Origin of the sequence: Paenibacillus sp. ICGEB2008 (genome assembly GCF_000307675.1) — a bacterium.
GTDB lineage: Bacteria > Bacillota > Bacilli > Paenibacillales > Paenibacillaceae > Paenibacillus > Paenibacillus polymyxa.
This window is the reverse complement of record NZ_AMQU01000029.1, coordinates 14,332-30,695: the sequence shown is the minus strand read 5'-3', so window position 1 is coordinate 30,695 and position 16,364 is coordinate 14,332. Positions and strand designations below refer to the sequence as shown.

Annotated in this window: 12 protein-coding genes; 3 read left to right on the top strand and 9 right to left on the bottom strand. The window is 48.0% G+C overall.

From position 1 onward, the window contains the following. Position 1: 1 nt before the first annotated feature. From C400_RS0123875 to C400_RS0123840, 8 genes are all read right to left on the bottom strand, one after another. Positions 2 to 757 carry a LutC/YkgG family protein gene (locus C400_RS0123875; RefSeq protein WP_017428476.1) on the bottom strand — a complete coding sequence of 252 codons (756 nt, stop codon included), beginning with the start codon at positions 755 to 757 and terminating at the stop codon, positions 2 to 4. Then, entirely contained in the window at positions 750 to 2,270 is a 1,521-nt protein-coding gene (locus tag C400_RS0123870) for a LutB/LldF family L-lactate oxidation iron-sulfur protein (RefSeq protein WP_017428475.1), read from the bottom strand. Before C400_RS0123870 ends, C400_RS0123875 begins: the two co-directional genes overlap by 8 nt. Next, positions 2,267 to 2,995 (bottom strand): (Fe-S)-binding protein, encoded by a 729-nt coding sequence (locus tag C400_RS0123865; RefSeq protein WP_017428474.1) that lies wholly within the window; start codon positions 2,993 to 2,995, stop codon positions 2,267 to 2,269. The genes C400_RS0123870 and C400_RS0123865 overlap by 4 nt, the downstream gene beginning before the upstream one ends. Positions 2,996 to 3,161: 166 nt before the next feature. After that, complete coding sequence (locus tag C400_RS0123860) at positions 3,162 to 3,920, bottom strand: DeoR/GlpR family DNA-binding transcription regulator (RefSeq protein ID WP_016818460.1); 759 nt, start codon at positions 3,918 to 3,920, stop codon at positions 3,162 to 3,164. 20 nt (positions 3,921 to 3,940) lie between these two features. Then, positions 3,941 to 5,416 (bottom strand): rhamnulokinase, encoded by a 1,476-nt coding sequence (locus C400_RS0123855; RefSeq protein WP_017428473.1) that lies wholly within the window; start codon positions 5,414 to 5,416, stop codon positions 3,941 to 3,943. Continuing rightward, positions 5,413 to 6,633, bottom strand: coding sequence for an L-rhamnose isomerase (gene rhaI / locus C400_RS0123850; protein ID WP_017428472.1), 1,221 nt, complete (start codon positions 6,631 to 6,633; stop codon positions 5,413 to 5,415). The genes C400_RS0123855 and rhaI overlap by 4 nt, the downstream gene beginning before the upstream one ends. 257 nt (positions 6,634 to 6,890) lie before the next feature. Continuing rightward, on the bottom strand, positions 6,891 to 8,960 hold the full coding sequence (locus tag C400_RS0123845) for a bifunctional rhamnulose-1-phosphate aldolase/short-chain dehydrogenase (protein WP_017428471.1): 2,070 nt from the start codon (positions 8,958 to 8,960) through the stop codon (positions 6,891 to 6,893). Positions 8,961 to 9,232: 272 nt separating this feature from the next. Further along, positions 9,233 to 10,246, bottom strand: coding sequence for an LLM class flavin-dependent oxidoreductase (locus tag C400_RS0123840; protein ID WP_017428470.1), 1,014 nt, complete (start codon positions 10,244 to 10,246; stop codon positions 9,233 to 9,235). A gap of 246 nt (positions 10,247 to 10,492) precedes the next feature. Here C400_RS0123840 and C400_RS0123835 point away from each other — a divergent pair, with 246 nt between their 5' ends. The 3 genes from C400_RS0123835 to C400_RS0123825 all read left to right on the top strand — a co-directional run bounded on the left by C400_RS0123835 (position 10,493) and on the right by C400_RS0123825 (position 12,909). Beyond that, positions 10,493 to 10,969: an RrF2 family transcriptional regulator gene (locus C400_RS0123835; RefSeq protein WP_016818455.1), complete on the top strand. Its 477-nt coding sequence runs from the start codon at positions 10,493 to 10,495 to the stop codon at positions 10,967 to 10,969. Between the two features lie 30 nt (positions 10,970 to 10,999). Then, positions 11,000 to 11,881: an Hsp33 family molecular chaperone HslO gene (hslO, locus tag C400_RS0123830; protein WP_017428469.1), complete on the top strand. Its 882-nt coding sequence runs from the start codon at positions 11,000 to 11,002 to the stop codon at positions 11,879 to 11,881. 158 nt (positions 11,882 to 12,039) lie between these two features. Beyond that, entirely contained in the window at positions 12,040 to 12,909 is an 870-nt protein-coding gene (locus C400_RS0123825) for a class I SAM-dependent methyltransferase (protein ID WP_017428468.1), read from the top strand. 1 nt (position 12,910) lies between these two features. On the opposite strand, the gene C400_RS0123820 is transcribed toward C400_RS0123825, so the two are convergent. Next, positions 12,911 to 16,132: an S-layer homology domain-containing protein gene (locus C400_RS0123820; protein ID WP_017428467.1), complete on the bottom strand. Its 3,222-nt coding sequence runs from the start codon at positions 16,130 to 16,132 to the stop codon at positions 12,911 to 12,913. Positions 16,133 to 16,364: the final 232 nt, after the last annotated feature.

The following is a 16,364-nucleotide window of genomic DNA, read 5'->3' as shown; positions in this document are numbered from 1 at the left end:
GCTAACCAATCAACAATGTATAAACGATACCTGGTCCGTGTACACCGATCGTCAAATCATTTTCGATATCCGACGAGCGGCTCGGTCCAGTAATAAAATGAATTCCTGCGGGTAATTGCTCGCGCCCTGCTACGTCAAAACGGCTTAAAATCTCGCCCAGTCGTGTTCGCAGACGTTCCACGGGCAGGAGAATGATCAGCACGGTCGGCAGCAGACTGACCGAGCGCCCCTTCTCCGGCGAGGATAGCACTGCTACCGAGCCGGTGTAGGTGGCGGCCTCATCGGCCATGACGATGCCGATATCGGCCTCCGCGGCGCGTGCCTTCCAGTCTTCGGCTGGATCGGTGTTCCACACCGACAATCGGACTTCCGGTAGCGCTGCTTCCAACTGAAGCGCATCCAGGTCCGGCTCATTCTGCCGGACGATATAGGCTGCTCCCAGCTCGCGCGCCTTGTGCGCGATCCAGTCTGCCGCCTTCTTCAGATCTGGCAGACGCACCACGTGTCCGCCAACACTTGTAAAGTTGGCGGTGAACTCCTCGATGCACTGCTCCGCACTCCATTCGAATTTGTGCCAAAACGCAGGTGCGCCGCGAAACGGCTGCATCGGTGGCTCCGTCTGTCGTGGACGCTTGAGCCGCGCCGCAATGCCTTCCATAAAGCGTGCCTGCTTGACACGGGATTCTGCTTGCATTTGATGAAGCCATGCTTCATGCTCCGCTTTTGCTTGCGCAGAAGGATTACGCTGTTCACTCATGCTGCATCCCTCCTTTTCTTCTATCCGCCAAGATCGTCTCCATTCGGCTGAGAATGTCCGGATGCATGACCTTGCGTTCCTGCTCCAGCTCACGCGCTAGTGTGTTCCAGTGCTGACGGAAGGATTTATTCGCCAGACTAGGAGCCACACGGTACGTATTCCAGCCTTTTAAGGGGCCAAGCTTAAGGGTAATTTCTCCCTTACGAACCACCGCTTTCTGTGCGATCTGCCCGAGACTGATCGCCGCAGCGAATCGCTTCGAGCTGGAAACTACCGCCGCAAAACCTTTCATCCCGATCGTCTCCAGCTTATCCCCTTGTCCTGCCTCCACCTTGCGTCTACGCAAATAAACCAGCATATCATGCAGTGGTATTTTGACCGGACAGGCTTCATAACACGCTCCACACAGACTGGACGCACTCGCAATATCGTTCCACTCTTCAATGTTGCCATGAAGGGCAGGCGTAAGCACTGCACCGATAGGACCGCTATATGTCCCGCCATACGCGTGCCCCCCAATGTGTCGGTACACCGGACAAGCGTTCAGGCAAGCGCCGCAGCGGATGCAATTTAACAGCTCTTGAAACTCAGGATTGCCTAGCTGAAGCGAACGTCCATTATCTACGATGATAATGTGCATTTCCTCCGGTCCATCGGCATCCTGGCTGCGTCGGGGTCCTGAAATCCCCGACATATACATCGTCAGCTTCTGTCCGGTAGCGGAGCGTGGCAGCAATGTAGCCATCACCTCCAAATCTGTCCAGGATGGAATAATTCGCTCCATACCCATCAGGGTGATTTGCGTTTTGGGCAGAGTGGAAACCATACGCGCGTTGCCTTCATTTTCAAACAAAACCATGGAACCCGTCTCGGCAATGGCAAAATTGCAGCCTGTCATGCCAATATCCGCTTCTAGAAACTTTTCACGCAGCTTTTTGCGGACAAAGCCCGCCAAAATCGTCGTATCTGCGGACAGCTCCTCTCCCGCTTCTTTGGATAGCAGCTCGGCAATCTGATAACGATTTTTGTGAATCGCAGGGATCACGATATGAGATGGTGCCTCTCCCGCCAGTTGAATAATATACTCACCGAGGTCACTTTCAATCGTCTCGATATCCGCACCTTCCAGCGCCTGATTCAAATGCAGCTCCTCCGACACCATCGACTTGGATTTGACGACAGAACGGGCTTGATTATGCGCGGCAATGTCCAGTGTAATGCGCACGGCATCCACTGCGGTGTCGGCAAAATGGATATGCACCCCGTTGGCACGGGCATTTTCTACAAATAGATTTAAGTAATAGTCCAGATGGGCAATCGTATGAAGCCGAATTTGACGCCCCCGCTCACGCCATTCCTCCCAATTTCCATGCTGCTCTGAAGCTACACGCTTACCGTTGCGCAGCCGCTCGGTAGTGAAACGAACTGCATTCCGCAGAAAATCATCATTCAGAGCCAGCTCTGCACGTTTTTTGACCTTTTGGTTCATAGAGTGCGTATGTACAGCGGTCATGCGTGCTTCACCCCTTCGTATAACAGCTCTGCCAGATGCATCACCCGAACTGGCTCTTTCCGATATCTGAGATTACCGGCGATATTCATCAAACAGGCCATGTCCAGTCCGACCAGTACCTCGGCTTCCGTCTCCCTGATATGGTCCACTTTTTCAGTCACCATCGCTCCCGAAATATCGGGCATTTTCACCGCAAAAGTACCACCAAACCCACAGCAGTCCTCCGCAAAAGGAAGCGGCACTAATTGCAAACCCTTTACGCTGCCAAGCAGCTTCATCGGTTCCTCCTTTACGCCGAGCAAACGTGTTCCATGACAAGACGGATGATAGGTTACCGTATGCGGAAAAGACGCACCCACATCGGTCACGCCAAGCACCTGCACCATAAATTGTGTAAACTCATACGTCTTTTGCTCCAGCCTCCGTGCCGACTCCAGCCACTCAGGCTCATCCTTGAACAACTCCGGGTAATGATGAATCATATATGTGCAGGAACCGGAAGGAGCTACGACAAAATCACTGTTATTAAACGCTTTCAAAATCGTTTTTGCCGCTGCCCTTGTTTCATCCCAATAGCCGCTGTTATAGGACGGCTGCCCGCAGCATGTCTGCACCTTGGGAAATTCCAGCTCGACACCATATCTGGCAAGCAAGCGGGCCATCGCTTCCCCTACCTTGGGATAAATCGCATCACTTAGACAGGTAATAAATAAATATACCTTCAAACGGCACACCCCTTCCGTCCATTTTCCAAAGGAAAACTTTCATCATAAGCATACGCTTGCAGTGGGATTCTCACCTAAGTAGATCTTACTCATCAGAGAATCCCGCTGCAACAGCGATCGTAAATCAAATGAACCGCAGAGCGACCTCACGCCGGAAACTACCTGCTTACACAATCGTAACCGGAATGGACAACTCTGCGAGCTGACTGCGAATCGGGTCCGACAGCCGCGAATCTGTAATAATTTCGGACACTTGCGTCAAATTCACGACATGGGTAAACGCCTGCTGCCCGAATTTGCTCGCATCTGCCAGTAAAATTACCCGATCCGCAATGCTGACCATTTTCTGCTTCAAACGAGCTTGCAGCTCATTTGATTCACTAATGCCACGATCCAGATGAACTCCCTGACTGGAAAAAAACAGCTTATCCACATAATAGGTTTCTAATGAACGCTCTGCAAGCGGGCCCACGAATGACAGTGAACGTTGAAGCAACTGTCCTCCCGTCGAAATGACCTCGATTTTTTCCTTACCTGCCAGTTCTGTAGCTACCCGAATCGAATTCGTCAGTATCGTTAAAGGAATATCCGGCAGACTGGACGCCATATACCAGGCAGTCGTACTGGCATCCAGCAAAATGCGATCGTGCGGCTGAATCTGCTTGACCGCTTCCTCAGCAATCCGACGCTTTTCCTCCGCGTTCATAATTTCCCGTACCGCATAGGGCGTTTCAGGCTGCTCGTTTTTGACACTAACCGCTCCCCCATGAGAACGGCGCAGTCGTCCCGCCTGCTCCAGACGATCGAGATCGCGGCGAATCGTTTCTTCCGTTACTTTACACAGCTCACTCAATTCGGACACCCGTATGCTTCCTCTTTCATTTACGAGCTGCACTATCATCTCATATCTTTCTGCGACCAGCATGGCAATCTCACTCCACATCTTTAATGTACAAAAAGTCCTGTCACCCGCCGGAACCGCCCGTAGGCATCCTCCCACGCTTCTGACTCGGCAGGTTCATATTCCTCTACGGTAATAGAATCCGCAATGACCCGGCGTGCTTCCCATATATCGGCGAACTTTCCCTGTGTCATCCATTGTACCGCAAGATTGCCGATTGCGCTCGCTTCTGCGGGTCCTGCCCATACGGGTTTTTGAATCGAATTGGCCGTCCATTGGCACAGCAAGCGATTTTGAATCCCTCCGCCGACCATATGCAAACCATTAAAACGCTGTCCTGACACCCGTTCTGTAAGCTCCAAAATGTAGCGATACTTTAACGCCAGACTTTCCAGAATGCAGCGCGTAATCTCTCCCGGCGTCTCCGGCATTAGCTGCCCGGTATTGCGGCAGTATTGGCGTATGCGTGTTTTCATATCCCCGGCATGCAGAAACAGTTCATCATCCGGGTCAATCAAACAAGTGAACGCTGGAGCCTGTTCCGCCATATGAACCAATTCAGGAAAAGAATAGGAGTTTCCCTGCCGTTCCCACTCTCTGCGCGCCTCCTGTAGAATCCACAGTCCCATGATATTTTTTAGCAGCCTGTAGGTTCGGCCTACGCCGCCTTCATTTGTAAAATTAAATCGAAGCGTATCATCATTAATTACTGGCTGTGCGGTCTCCGTTCCCATCAGGGACCATGTTCCGCAGCTCAAGTACGCAAAGGACCGCTCCAGCGCTGGTACGGCAGCCACTGCTGATCCTGTGTCATGCTCTGCTACTGCAATCACAGGAATCGCTCCAATACCCAGATCCGTCATGACCGATGAACGGATTGTACCTGCAACATTTCCCGGCTCCAGTACCTCTCCAAACCAAGAGCGGGGAATGTTGATTCCAGACAAAAGCTCATCATCCCATTTTTGCTGTAACGGATGATATAACTGCGTGCTGGTTGCATTAGAAAACTCATGATACATTTCACCTGTCAGAAAATACCGCAGCAAATCAGGGATCATCAGGAAATGTTCTGCCTGCTCCAGCAAGGGTGATCTTGCATTTCGCATAGCAGCCAGCTGATAAATCGTATTAAACGCCAAAAACTGAATGCCTGTGCGCTGAAAAATAAAATCTTTTCCCAGCCGTTCCTGTACTTCTTCCATTACTCCATGGGTGTGCCAATCCCGATAATGATAAGGGTTGCCCAGCAATTCGCCGGTTTCTCCAATCAGTCCAAAATCGACCGCCCAGGAGTCAATCGCCAGGCTGGATGGGTTCACTCTCATATGCTTGGCTTTGAGCAATCCTTGCTGAACCTCGTGATAGAGACGCAATATATCCCAGTGCAGGCGCTCCCCAACCTTGACCGGATTATTGGAAAAGCGATGGATTTCCTCCACCACGATACGTGAATCGGTTAATTTTCCGAGTAGAACCCTGCCGCTGCTTGCCCCCAAATCATAAGCGAGGATGCTCACCAGCTCGCACCACCCTTGCCTCTTTGCAAAATCTGCGTACCATACTCAGACGCCAAATAGGCTTTCATTGGATCTGCAGGTAATCCTTGCTCTTCACGGATTGCTTTGAGCAACGGGGCCACATCAAACTCAAATGCTTGGCGTACGGCATCCTCCGCACCCAGCACATCCTGACGGCTCACCGCTTCCTCCACCTCTGCATGATTGATCAAAAGTGCCTTCGCATATTGAGTCTGCACATTTAGGACCGAGCGAATCATGGCCGGAATTTTGGGTTCGATATTGTGCGACTGATCGATTAAATAAGCAATTTTATCGACAGTATGACGGATACCTGCATCGACATCCTGAGCTGCGTTCAAAATCTGATAAAAGATTAAAAACAGCTCATACGGATTGGAGGAACCCACGATCAGATCATCATCCGCATATTTATAACTGTTAAAATGAAAGCCACCCAGTCGCTTCTCATCCATTAAAAACGCAACAATATGCTCCACGTTGGCTCCCGGTAGATGATGCCCTGTATCCACCAGCACCTGTGCCTGCGGCCCCAACTTGGTCGCGTAATGGTACGCCATGCCCCAATCAGCAATATCCGTATGGTAAAAAGCCGGCTCAAACGCCTTGTATTCAATCAGCATGCGCATATCCGGCGTAAGCGCCTTATACATTTCATGGAGCGCCTCCAGCATCCAATTTTTGCGTTTGCGAATGTCCCCCTGACCGGGATAATTCGTTCCGTCCGCAAACCATAGGCTAAAGTCGTTGGAGCCTGTTTCCTTTGCAATATCCACGCATTCCAGCAAATGGTTGATAGCCTTGCGACGGATTGCCGGGTCTACATTAGTAACGCTACCGAGCATGTAGTCCTCGTCTTGAAAGAGATTGGGATTTACCGCCCCAATTTGCAGGCCAAGACTTTCGGCATGACTGCGAAGCTTGCCGTAATTGTTAACTTTATCCCACGGGATGTGAATGGCAACGGACGGACACAAGCCTGTCAAGGCATGAACCTGTGCGGCATCCTCCAGCTTTTCGAACGGATCACGCGGCACACCCGTTTTCTGAAAGACTTTAAAACGTGTACCTGAGTCGCCATATCCCCAGGAAGGTGTTTCTATGCTAAGCGCTTTCAGTTTGGTCTTTACTTGCTCTAGGTCAATGCCTCGTTGTTGCTGTTGTTCCTCGAATAAGGCGTACGCTTTGTCACTCATCGTGGTTCCTCCTTGGAAAATGAAGTGAGTTATGGGAGGCCGCTTCGCTGCTTACCACCCATAAAGTCACTTCTAATTTAAAGTGTTGGTGTATATATAAAAGGATGAAAACACGCAAATAAGTGTTGTTGCTTATTTACGTGTTTCCCAGAGTATTTTACATCCCTTCGGAACTATGGGCTTGTGCCCTCGATTAATGAAATGGATTAGTGAAATAGAAATGAGTCTATCGCTTACAGAGATTCATTTGAATTTGGCTAGCGTGTAAAGGCTGCGGGTACACCGCCGTCGATGGTCAACATACATCCTGTTGTTTTCTCTGCCTTGGATGAGGCGAAAAAGGCAATACCCTCTGCGATATCCTGCGGATAGATATTGACCAGCAGTGTCGTTCGCTTGCGGTAATGCTCCTCCAGCTGGTCTGGCTCGATGCCGTAGGCAGCGGCGCGTTCATTGCGCCAATTGGAGTTCCAGATTGCCGAGCCTTGCAAAATCGCATCCGGCAAAATAGTGTTTACGCGGATACCGTATTCGCCGCCTTCTGCGGCAATACAGCGGGCTAGGTGCGCTTCCAGCGCCTTGGCCGAGCTGTAGGCCGTTACATTTTTACCCGCATAGACTGAGTTTTTGGAGCCGACGAACACCATACTGCCACCAAGCGTCTGTTCCTTCATCAGCTTGAACGCTTCACGCGCGACCAAAAAATAACCCGTTCCCAACACGTTTACATTTAAATTCCATTCCTTTAATGATGTTTCATCGAACGGGCTGGATGTAGCAAGCCCTGCGTTGTTAACGATGACATCTACACCACCATAGATCAGCGCCGTCTCGGCATAGGCCGCCTGGATTTGCTCCTCCTGCGTCACATCCATTTTCACGGCAATTGCACGGTTTTCACCGTAACTGCTATTGATGTCTGCAGCTACCTTTTGCGCACCTTCCAGATTGAGATCTGCCAATACAACATGCGCACCTTCTTCTACCAAACGCCGCGCGGTTGCACTACCGATTCCGCCTGCACCACCCGTAATGAATGCAATTTTGCGTGAAAATTCTGCTTCTGCCGGCGCAAGTGACAGCTTATAAAGCTCCAGCGGCCAGTATTCCACGTTGTAAGATTCATTTTCACTAAGCGAAACAAATTCTCCTAACGCCGTTGCTCCTCGCATGACAGCAATGGCACGATGATATAAGGCGCCGCTCACCTGCGCATTGCTCCAGCTTTTGCCTGTGTTGATCATACCGATACCCGGAATTAAGATGACACGCGGTGCTGCTTCAAATCTCACGTCTCCTTCATGTCGATTGCGCTCAAAATAAGCTTGGTACTGCTCCTTATAGGTTGCTATACCCTCGGCAAGCTTAACTTTCAACCCCTCTACATCCTCCATATCCGGTGTCCAATCTACATAGAGCGGCTTCATTTTGGTATGAACCAGATGATCCGGGCACGCTGCCCCGATCTGAGATAAAGCAGCAGAATCCTGGCCGTTCACAAACTCCAGCACATCCTCCGCGTCATCAAAGGTGAGGATCATCTTTTTCTCATCACTGACTGCACCTCGAACGGATGGCATGATCTGGGACACCATGCTGCGCCGCTCCTCTAAAGTAAGCGCTTTATATTTTACGCCTCTAAACGCATGCTTTTCCTCTTGGCAAGCTTTAATATAGCTTTCTGCTTCTTGGATGATTTCAATCGTTTTGGCATAAGCTGCTTCGGAAGTGTCTCCCCACGTAACCAAGCCATGCTTTTCCATCAGTACCAACTCAGCTTGTGGGTGATCGAGCACCCCTTGGGCAATCATTTTCGACAGCTTAAAGCCAGGACGGATATAAGGTACCCATACAAAACGTTCACCGAAAATTTCCTTAGCGATTTTCTTGCCGTTATGCGCACAGCACAAGCTGATGATCGCATCCGGATGTGTATGATCGACATGCTTAAATGGCAAAAATGCGTGTAGCAGTGTCTCAATGGAAGCCCGCGGATGCTTGGCATCTATCATACAGTTCGCCAAATATGCGACCATATCCTCGTCAGACATCTCTTCCCGTTCAAACAGTGGACGAATATCCTCCATACGAAGCCCTGTGAAGTTATGCGCTTTCATTGTTGCGAGATCGGAACCGCTACCCTTAACATACATCACCTCTACTTCACGCCCGCGAAAATCTTGTATCGTCGTTTTGGCCGAAGTGTTGCCGCCTCCCCAGTTGCACACGCTCCGATCTGTGCCAATCAGGTTAGAACGGTATACGAGCTGTTCCAGTGTGCTTTTCTGCTCAGATGCTTGCGAAGAATTCCATAGACTTTGTACCATAGGAAAAAGACCTCCAAGTTCTGTTTTGGTTTTGAATGGCTTTATTAAGGTGGATATTTTTATTTACGGAGACTATAACACTTTTGTTTAAATTTGAAAATATAAAATACAAAAATAATCAAAAATAATTTTTAATTTTATCCATATGTAACACGAATATATACATCTGTAAAACAATCATGACCACACAGACACACACAGACAATAAAGGCCGTGCCAGGAATGGTTATAAGAACCTCTCTGGCACAGCCTCGTTTGTTTAACTCAATTATTTACCCATCTATGCGCATCACTTGAGCTAGCAACTCGTACGAACGCAAACGTGCCTGATGATCATATACCTGAGCGGTGGTAATCAACTCATTGGCTCTCGTCTGGTTGATTATAAAATCCAGCCTTTGCTTGACTGTGTCAGGACTACCGATTGCTGAATACCCCAGCATATTACCACGAACCATCTCCTTCTCCTGCTCACTCCAAAGCTTATCCATGTCATCGACTGGTGGTTTTAGTCCTCCGCTATGTCCGCGCAGCACATTTAAAAATTGTTGTTCTTGTGAAGTAAAAAGCCGTTGTGCTTCTTCATCAGAATCTGCAGCAACCACATTCACACCAACCATCACATACGGTTGATCCAGTGCCTTGGACGGCCGGAAATTACGGTGATACAATTCCAGCGCCTGTAGCAAATGAGCCGGGGCAAAGTGGCTAGCGAACGCAAACGGCAGCCCAAGCTGACCTGCCAGCTGAGCACTGAATCCGCTTGAGCCCAACAACCAGATAGGTATATCCATCCCTTCTCCTGGAATCGCTCTTACCCCCGGCACGGCTCCGTTTAACGCTGGATTCAGGTAAGAACGCAGCTCATTCAATTGCTCGGGGAAATCTTCCCCCGTGGTGTGCAGCCCTCGCCGCAATGCTCTCATTGCGGGTTGATCCGTGCCAGGAGCCCTGCCAAGTCCCAGATCAATTCGCCCTGGATAGAGCGACTCTAAGGTTCCAAACTGCTCCGCAATCATGAGTGGAGCATGGTTAGCCAGCATAATACCACCTGAACCGACCCGAATCTTGTGGGTATGTGCAGCCACATGTCCGATGATTACAGAAGTAGCAGCGCTGGCAACCGCCTGCATATTATGATGCTCCGTTAGCCAATAGCGTCGGTATCCCCATTGCTCAGCATGCTGGGCAAGATCCACCGTATCACGAAAAGAATCGGCAGGAGTACCGCCTTCAATGACAGGTGCAAGATCTAATATAGACAGTGCAACATTCCGCGTGGTCATTTTATATAAACCTCCTGTCAAACTATTATTTTACGTATTTCTTTCAACGCCTTAATTCTTTGACCTATCAATTGATGCATCAACTATAATAATGTGTCGTCTTATGAATTGCAAATAATTTAAATTTTTATTATTTATCAAAAAAATAGTTTACTTTTACGATCAGCTCGTCTATCATGCTCATATGTGGATAATGATTATCCATGTTAGCCTGGTTATAACATATTGAGGTGATTGCTAGTGCATATGAAAACAGGTGTCGAACAATCTGTCTACGCTCTCCTTCTGCTCACGATGCTACCGGACAAAGCCGTTTTACCTGGAGAGGCCATTAGCCAGCAGTTAGGCGCTTCACCTACTTATTTTCATAAGCTGTTACGAAAATTGGTTAGCTCTGATTTGATTACTTCTGTACCTGGTGTCAAGGGCGGATTCAAATTAAAGAAAAAACCTGAGGATATACGAGTATTTGATATTTATCTAGCGATTGAGGGACAGCAAACCCTCTATTCTTCCAGCGGTATATACAACGATATGCTTGAATTAAAGAAAGACGATCAGTGCTGTTTACTGGCAAATTTGATGGAAGAAGCGGAAGCCTCCTGGAAAGCCGTTCTGAAAAGAGAAACCATCGCGTCACTCTCTGCTGACTTTTTTAAAGAAGGATATGATGCGAAAATTACTTCTTTGAAGAACTGGATTCAAGAAAAAATGGTCTTGTAAAGAACTTCAAAAACAGAAAGGGATATGAACATGAATGATTATTTAGTAAAAGCTCTTGCCTACAATAACCAGGTGCGGGCTTATGCTGTGAGAACAACGGAAACGGTAAGTGAAGCCCAGCAGCGTCATTATACCTGGCCAACAGCATCGGCTGCATTGGGACGTTCCATGACGGTGGGCGTGATGCTGGGAGCTATGCTTAAACATGAGGATAAACTGACGATTCGGATTAACGGTGGAGGGCCCATCGGCACTATTCTTGTCGATACCAATGCCAAAGGAGAAGTTAGAGGTTATGTAAAAAATCCGCAAACCCATTTTGAGCTTAATCAGATCGGGAAATTAGATGTCGCCAGAGCCGTAGGAACAGATGGAGCGCTGATTGTATCCAAAGATATCGGCCTAAAACAACCATTTGTTGGACAAGTCCCTCTCATATCGGGTGAACTGGGCGAGGATTTCACCTCTTATCTCGTTCAATCCGAACAAATTCCTTCTTCTGTGGGAGCAGGGGTTATTGTTAACCCGGATAACTCCATTCAGGCGGCTGGAGGTTTTATTATTCAGCTGATGCCGGGTACACCGGAAGAGGTTATCAGTTTTATCGAGAGACGGATTGAGAGCATTCCGAGCATCTCCGCAATGGTCATGGAAGGTCTTACGCCAGAGCAGATTCTGGTCGAGATTTTGGGAGAAGGCAACATGAACATACTGGAAACCATGCCTGTACAATTTCATTGTCCCTGCTCAGAAGAACGAGTTACCAATGCCATTATCAGCTTAGGGAATCAGGAAATAGAAGACATGATTCGTACCGATGGACAAGCTGAAGCCCATTGCCATTTTTGTAACGCACATTACCACCTTACCAAAGAAGATCTCGAAAACATGCTGGAAACAAACATCAGTTAAATACGGGCTGTTCCCAAAAGTAGTTTTAGCTACTGGGGAACAGCTCTTTTCTTTCTCAATGCTTTCGATGGATGGTTTCCTTGGCCAAAAACGGTGGACTTGTTTATGACGCAAGTGTTAATGTTATATTATTCCAATTACATGAGGTGAGATGCACTATGTTCGAAAAAGATACGCATGAAATTCTGGCTTATTATGATGGCGGTGCAGAAATAGGCAGATTAGAGCGAGGCATCGGAAAAATAGAGCTGGAAAGATCAAAAGAAATCATTTCCCGTTATCTCAGCAAGTCCACTCATGTTATTTATGATATCGGCGGCGGTGTAGGGGTCTACTCTTCGTGGCTGGCAGAACTGGGATATGAAGTTCATCTATTCGATCTCTCTTCGCAAGCCATTGAATTCGCTCGTCAGCAGCAACTGAATAAACCCATCATCAGCAAGCTGGAAATCGCAGATGCCAGAAATCTTGATCGTAAAGATGAAAGCGCGGACATCGTGCTTTTGATGGGACCTTTATATCATTTAACAGAACAGAAGGAAAGAGTAAAAGCACTGCAAGAAGCAGCGCGTGTCTTAAAGAAGGGGGGAACGCTGATTACTTCGGCTATTTCCAGGTTTGGCTCGCTACTGTGGGGGCTATCGGTGTACGGCGAGTGCAATACCATTGTGGAGGAAGATGCGTTCATGGATATGGTCAGACAGGAGTTAACAGATGGTCAGCATGTACGACCGGCGGCTTATCCCTCTTTTATCACACGCTCCTACTTTCATACACCAGATGCCTTGCGTGCAGACTGGCAGGCGGCTGGATTGCAGGAGCCTCGTGTACTGGGTGTCGAAGGCCCCGTCTGGATTGCACCCGGATTTGAAGAGAAATGGGCCATTCCTTCTCATCGCAGACGTTTGCTGGATATAGCACAGCAGGTTGAAGAGCAGGATTCTGTCATCGGCATGAGCCCGCATATGCTTGCGGTAGGTATCAAGCAAAAAGACGAGCCAAACAGGCTCGCCTCTGTATCATTCTAGATTACTGCTCCAAACTTTCCAATACGGTTTTAATTTCGCTGTTCAAACTAAGTGCATTATAAATCGCAGTCAAGGCTTCAGCACGTGACGCATGATACTTAGGTCCAAACTGACTCGTACTTATACCCGAAAGCACACCGGCTTGTGCTAATTGTTTAATCGTATCAGCCGCAAAAGAAGCGGATAAGTCGGTGAAGCTTTTTTCATTCGAGGTGTCCTTTTTCAATCGGTCTAAATCCAAGATCCGCGCCAAAATGACAGCCATTTCTTGACGGACAATTGTTTGATCCGGTTTAAAAGTACCATCCTCATAACCGTTTAATACTCCAGCTGCGGTCAATTTTGTTATGGCATCCTGCGCCCAGTGATCCCCAATATCGTTCAAAGCCACAGGCTGATTTCCACCACTAATATCGAAGATTCTAGAAATGATAGCAGAAAACTCCGCACGGGTAATTTCACCATCAGGTCTGAAACTGCCATCCTTATATCCATTTACGATACCCAGCTTAGAAAACGTGTCGACCGTCTTTTCTGCCCAATGTCCTTGTAGGTCTGACGGTTTAACACTAGTAGAAAAATTTAAAGCAGATTCTGCTTTGGACTTTATATTCTGCAGTACTTTGTTGTCTGCAACCACTACGTTACTGTTGAATATGTCTTGCACAGGAGCAGTTGGCTCAGTCACCAATTCTTCAGATACAGGTACAGTTACTGGTTCTTTAGATACAGTCACCGATGGAGATGATACAGCTGATGTTGCCGTATTGCTGCTGGAATCATCGCTAGAACGGTCCCTGTTTCGATGCCCAGACCCGCCGCCACTGGAACTACTGGAATCACTGCCAGCATTATTGGGTGCGGGAGCAGCAACAGCTGTTACGGTAACTGGAACATTAAAGCTATATCCGCTGTATGTGGCGGAAATTACCGTGTTCCCTTCTGAAAGTGCTCTAATCTCTCCCTGAGTAACCGTAGCGACATTCGCATTGCTGGAAGTCCAAGTTGCTTCTTCACTGACATCAATCTCTGAAGAGTCCGATTTTACAACTTTTGCTATAGCCCGTTCTGTACCCCCTACCAGCATTTGACCATTATTGATAGAAACACGCAATTCCGTGTGACTATCATCTGTTGGTATCGGATCTGGCGTTGGTACTGGATCTGGCGTTGGCACCGGATCTGGTGTTGGTACTGGATCTGGCGTTGGTACCGGATCTGGTGTTGGTACCGGATCTGGCGTTGGCGTCGGATCTGGTGTTGGTACCGGATCTGGTGTCGGTGCTGGGTTGATAGTGAATGCAACGGTAGCTGTTGAACTCTTCGCATCTAATGCTCCGTTCGTTGTACCGTCATCAATCACAGTATAATCAAAACTTGCCGGGCCCTGGTAGCCTGAATTCGGAGTGAATAGTACAACCGCTCCGTCTAGAACTACCGTCCCACCTTGTGCATTTTCTACCAATGCGATGCTCAGATGTTGTAAGCTCTCGTTGACAGGGCCTGCCGTGTCGTTTGCTAAGAGTTCATCAATAGCGATAGATTGTGCCCCTGCATTTGCCGATAACGATGGTAGTGTATCATTCACAGCTATCGGACTGTTGTTTACCTCACTCACAGTGATTTTGGCTTGGTTCGGCTCGCTGATCCCTGTTCCGCTCATATCTAGTGATGATTGTACGTCGAAACTGAAATGATCACCTGACGGAGAGTTAGCATAAAGATTTGGCGTAAATTTAAGCCCTGCTTCGCCATCCGCTACAGAAATAAATTGACCATCTCGGATTTCCATTACTCCATCATTTTTATAGAGGGTTCCACCAATAATGTTTGAGATTCTAAAGTACGACACGTCAGATCCATCCACTTGATTACGAGTAATGATCAAACCGTCAAAGCTTTGCTTGTCTTCCTCTGTCAAAGCATCAGTCACGTTAGGGACATCAGCGACGGAATTTACTGTAAAAGAGGCTTGCTTGACCACCGACTGCGGGACTGAGACGCCGTTCGATGTTCCATCATCGGTGACGGTAAAAGAGAAGCTAGCGGTTCCATTAAAATTCGGCTGAGGTGTAAAAATTACATTTGTTCCATCTAAACGTACAGCCCCTCCTGCGATGCTGCTGACTGAGGATACCGTTAGGTGTTGACCATTCTCATTCGGACCGGCAGACGCATGCGCAAGCAGTTCTGCAAAAGGAATTGTCCGCTCTCCTGAGTCTTCTGTAATGGAGGATAGCGTTTCGTCTTGCGCTGCCGGGGGATCGTTTACTTCCGTAACATGGACAACAGCCTTAGTGACATCGCTCAGTCCATTACCCGTTGCACTCTGAGCCGCCTGCACATCAAAAGAGAAGGTATCTCCCGCTGCGTTGTTGGCGTTTGCCATAGGCACAAACCTCACGCCATCCCTAGCTTCTGCTGCTGTGATAAACGTTCCGTTGGAAATCTCGGTGATACCATCGCTATGATACAGCCTGCCTCCGATAATGTTCGTAATTTGATAATGTGTCACTACCGTTGAATCTTGCGGGTTGGGTGTAATGGTTATATTGGATGTTGGGATATCTTCCTCAGTAGTTACAGCAGCTACCTCAGGCATTTTAGACGAAACAGCTGGGGCTGATGTTTCCAATATCAACTGGGGAATATCTACGCCGTTGTCGTCGGCTGAATATGTAATTTCCGAATAGTCTCCAGGGTTCCCTGCTTCATTAGCAAGCAATGCAAATGAGACCATACCATCCGTCTGTTGTTGTACAAAATGGGTAACATCAAAATCAACCCATCCTACTTGAAGGTCTGAGCCTGTTTTCGTATCCGAAGGCTGATCCAGCGGGTTTAGCGGAAAAGCTCCGCTGCTCCAAACATCAGCAGTCGATCCATACACGATCAAAAAAGGATTCTGGTTAGAGCTGTAGCTGATAGAAGAGATATGAATACGCAAGGTTGCCTTCGTTACAACCTTCCCAGTCAGCTCAGGCATTTTAAACTGAATCGCTGATCTGTAATATCCTAACACTGCATCCGAAGATCTGCCAACATAGTTTTCTGGTGCATCCATCCAAACGTCGGCAGACTTGCTCCATGTTCCATCTTGGATTAATTTGGGCTGTTCGGTTGGTGCCGCACCAGCATCCGCCACTAAAATTGCCGATGAAAAGATTAGTGATACTGCTGTTAATGCACATGTGAATCGTTTAGTAGACTTGCAAAAATGCATACCTTTCCTCCTGTTGAAATAAATCTATGATTGCTGCTTGATATTATACAATTTCGTCACTGAACAAATTCTGAACAATTGCATTTTATCCTTCTATTCAACCAGCTCAGCAAGAATACGAGCAATTTGCTCGCTGTTTATTCAGTTGAATGGTTTCCGTGGATAAGCTATTGTAAGGATAGGATACTTTTCCCAGATAAAACAACTTACAGGAGGTCGTTTTTCTTGATGA

Bases quoted from the DNA above. Each gene is read 5' to 3' on its own strand.
- C400_RS0123875 (WP_017428476.1), bottom strand. From the start codon at position 757: ATGAGTGAACAGCGTAATCCTTCTGCGCAAGCAAAAGCGGAGCATGAA.
- C400_RS0123870 (WP_017428475.1), bottom strand. From the start codon at position 2,270: ATGACCGCTGTACATACGCACTCTATGAACCAAAAGGTCAAAAAACGT.
- C400_RS0123860 (WP_016818460.1), bottom strand. From the start codon at position 3,920: ATGCTGGTCGCAGAAAGATATGAGATGATAGTGCAGCTCGTAAATGAA.
- rhaI (WP_017428472.1), bottom strand. From the start codon at position 6,633: ATGAGTGACAAAGCGTACGCCTTATTCGAGGAACAACAGCAACAACGA.
- C400_RS0123845 (WP_017428471.1), bottom strand. From the start codon at position 8,960: ATGGTACAAAGTCTATGGAATTCTTCGCAAGCATCTGAGCAGAAAAGC.
- C400_RS0123840 (WP_017428470.1), bottom strand. From the start codon at position 10,246: ATGACCACGCGGAATGTTGCACTGTCTATATTAGATCTTGCACCTGTC.
- C400_RS0123835 (WP_016818455.1), top strand. From the start codon at position 10,493: ATGAAAACAGGTGTCGAACAATCTGTCTACGCTCTCCTTCTGCTCACG.
- hslO (WP_017428469.1), top strand. From the start codon at position 11,000: ATGAATGATTATTTAGTAAAAGCTCTTGCCTACAATAACCAGGTGCGG.
- C400_RS0123825 (WP_017428468.1), top strand. From the start codon at position 12,040: ATGTTCGAAAAAGATACGCATGAAATTCTGGCTTATTATGATGGCGGT.
- C400_RS0123820 (WP_017428467.1), bottom strand. From the start codon at position 16,132: ATGCATTTTTGCAAGTCTACTAAACGATTCACATGTGCATTAACAGCA.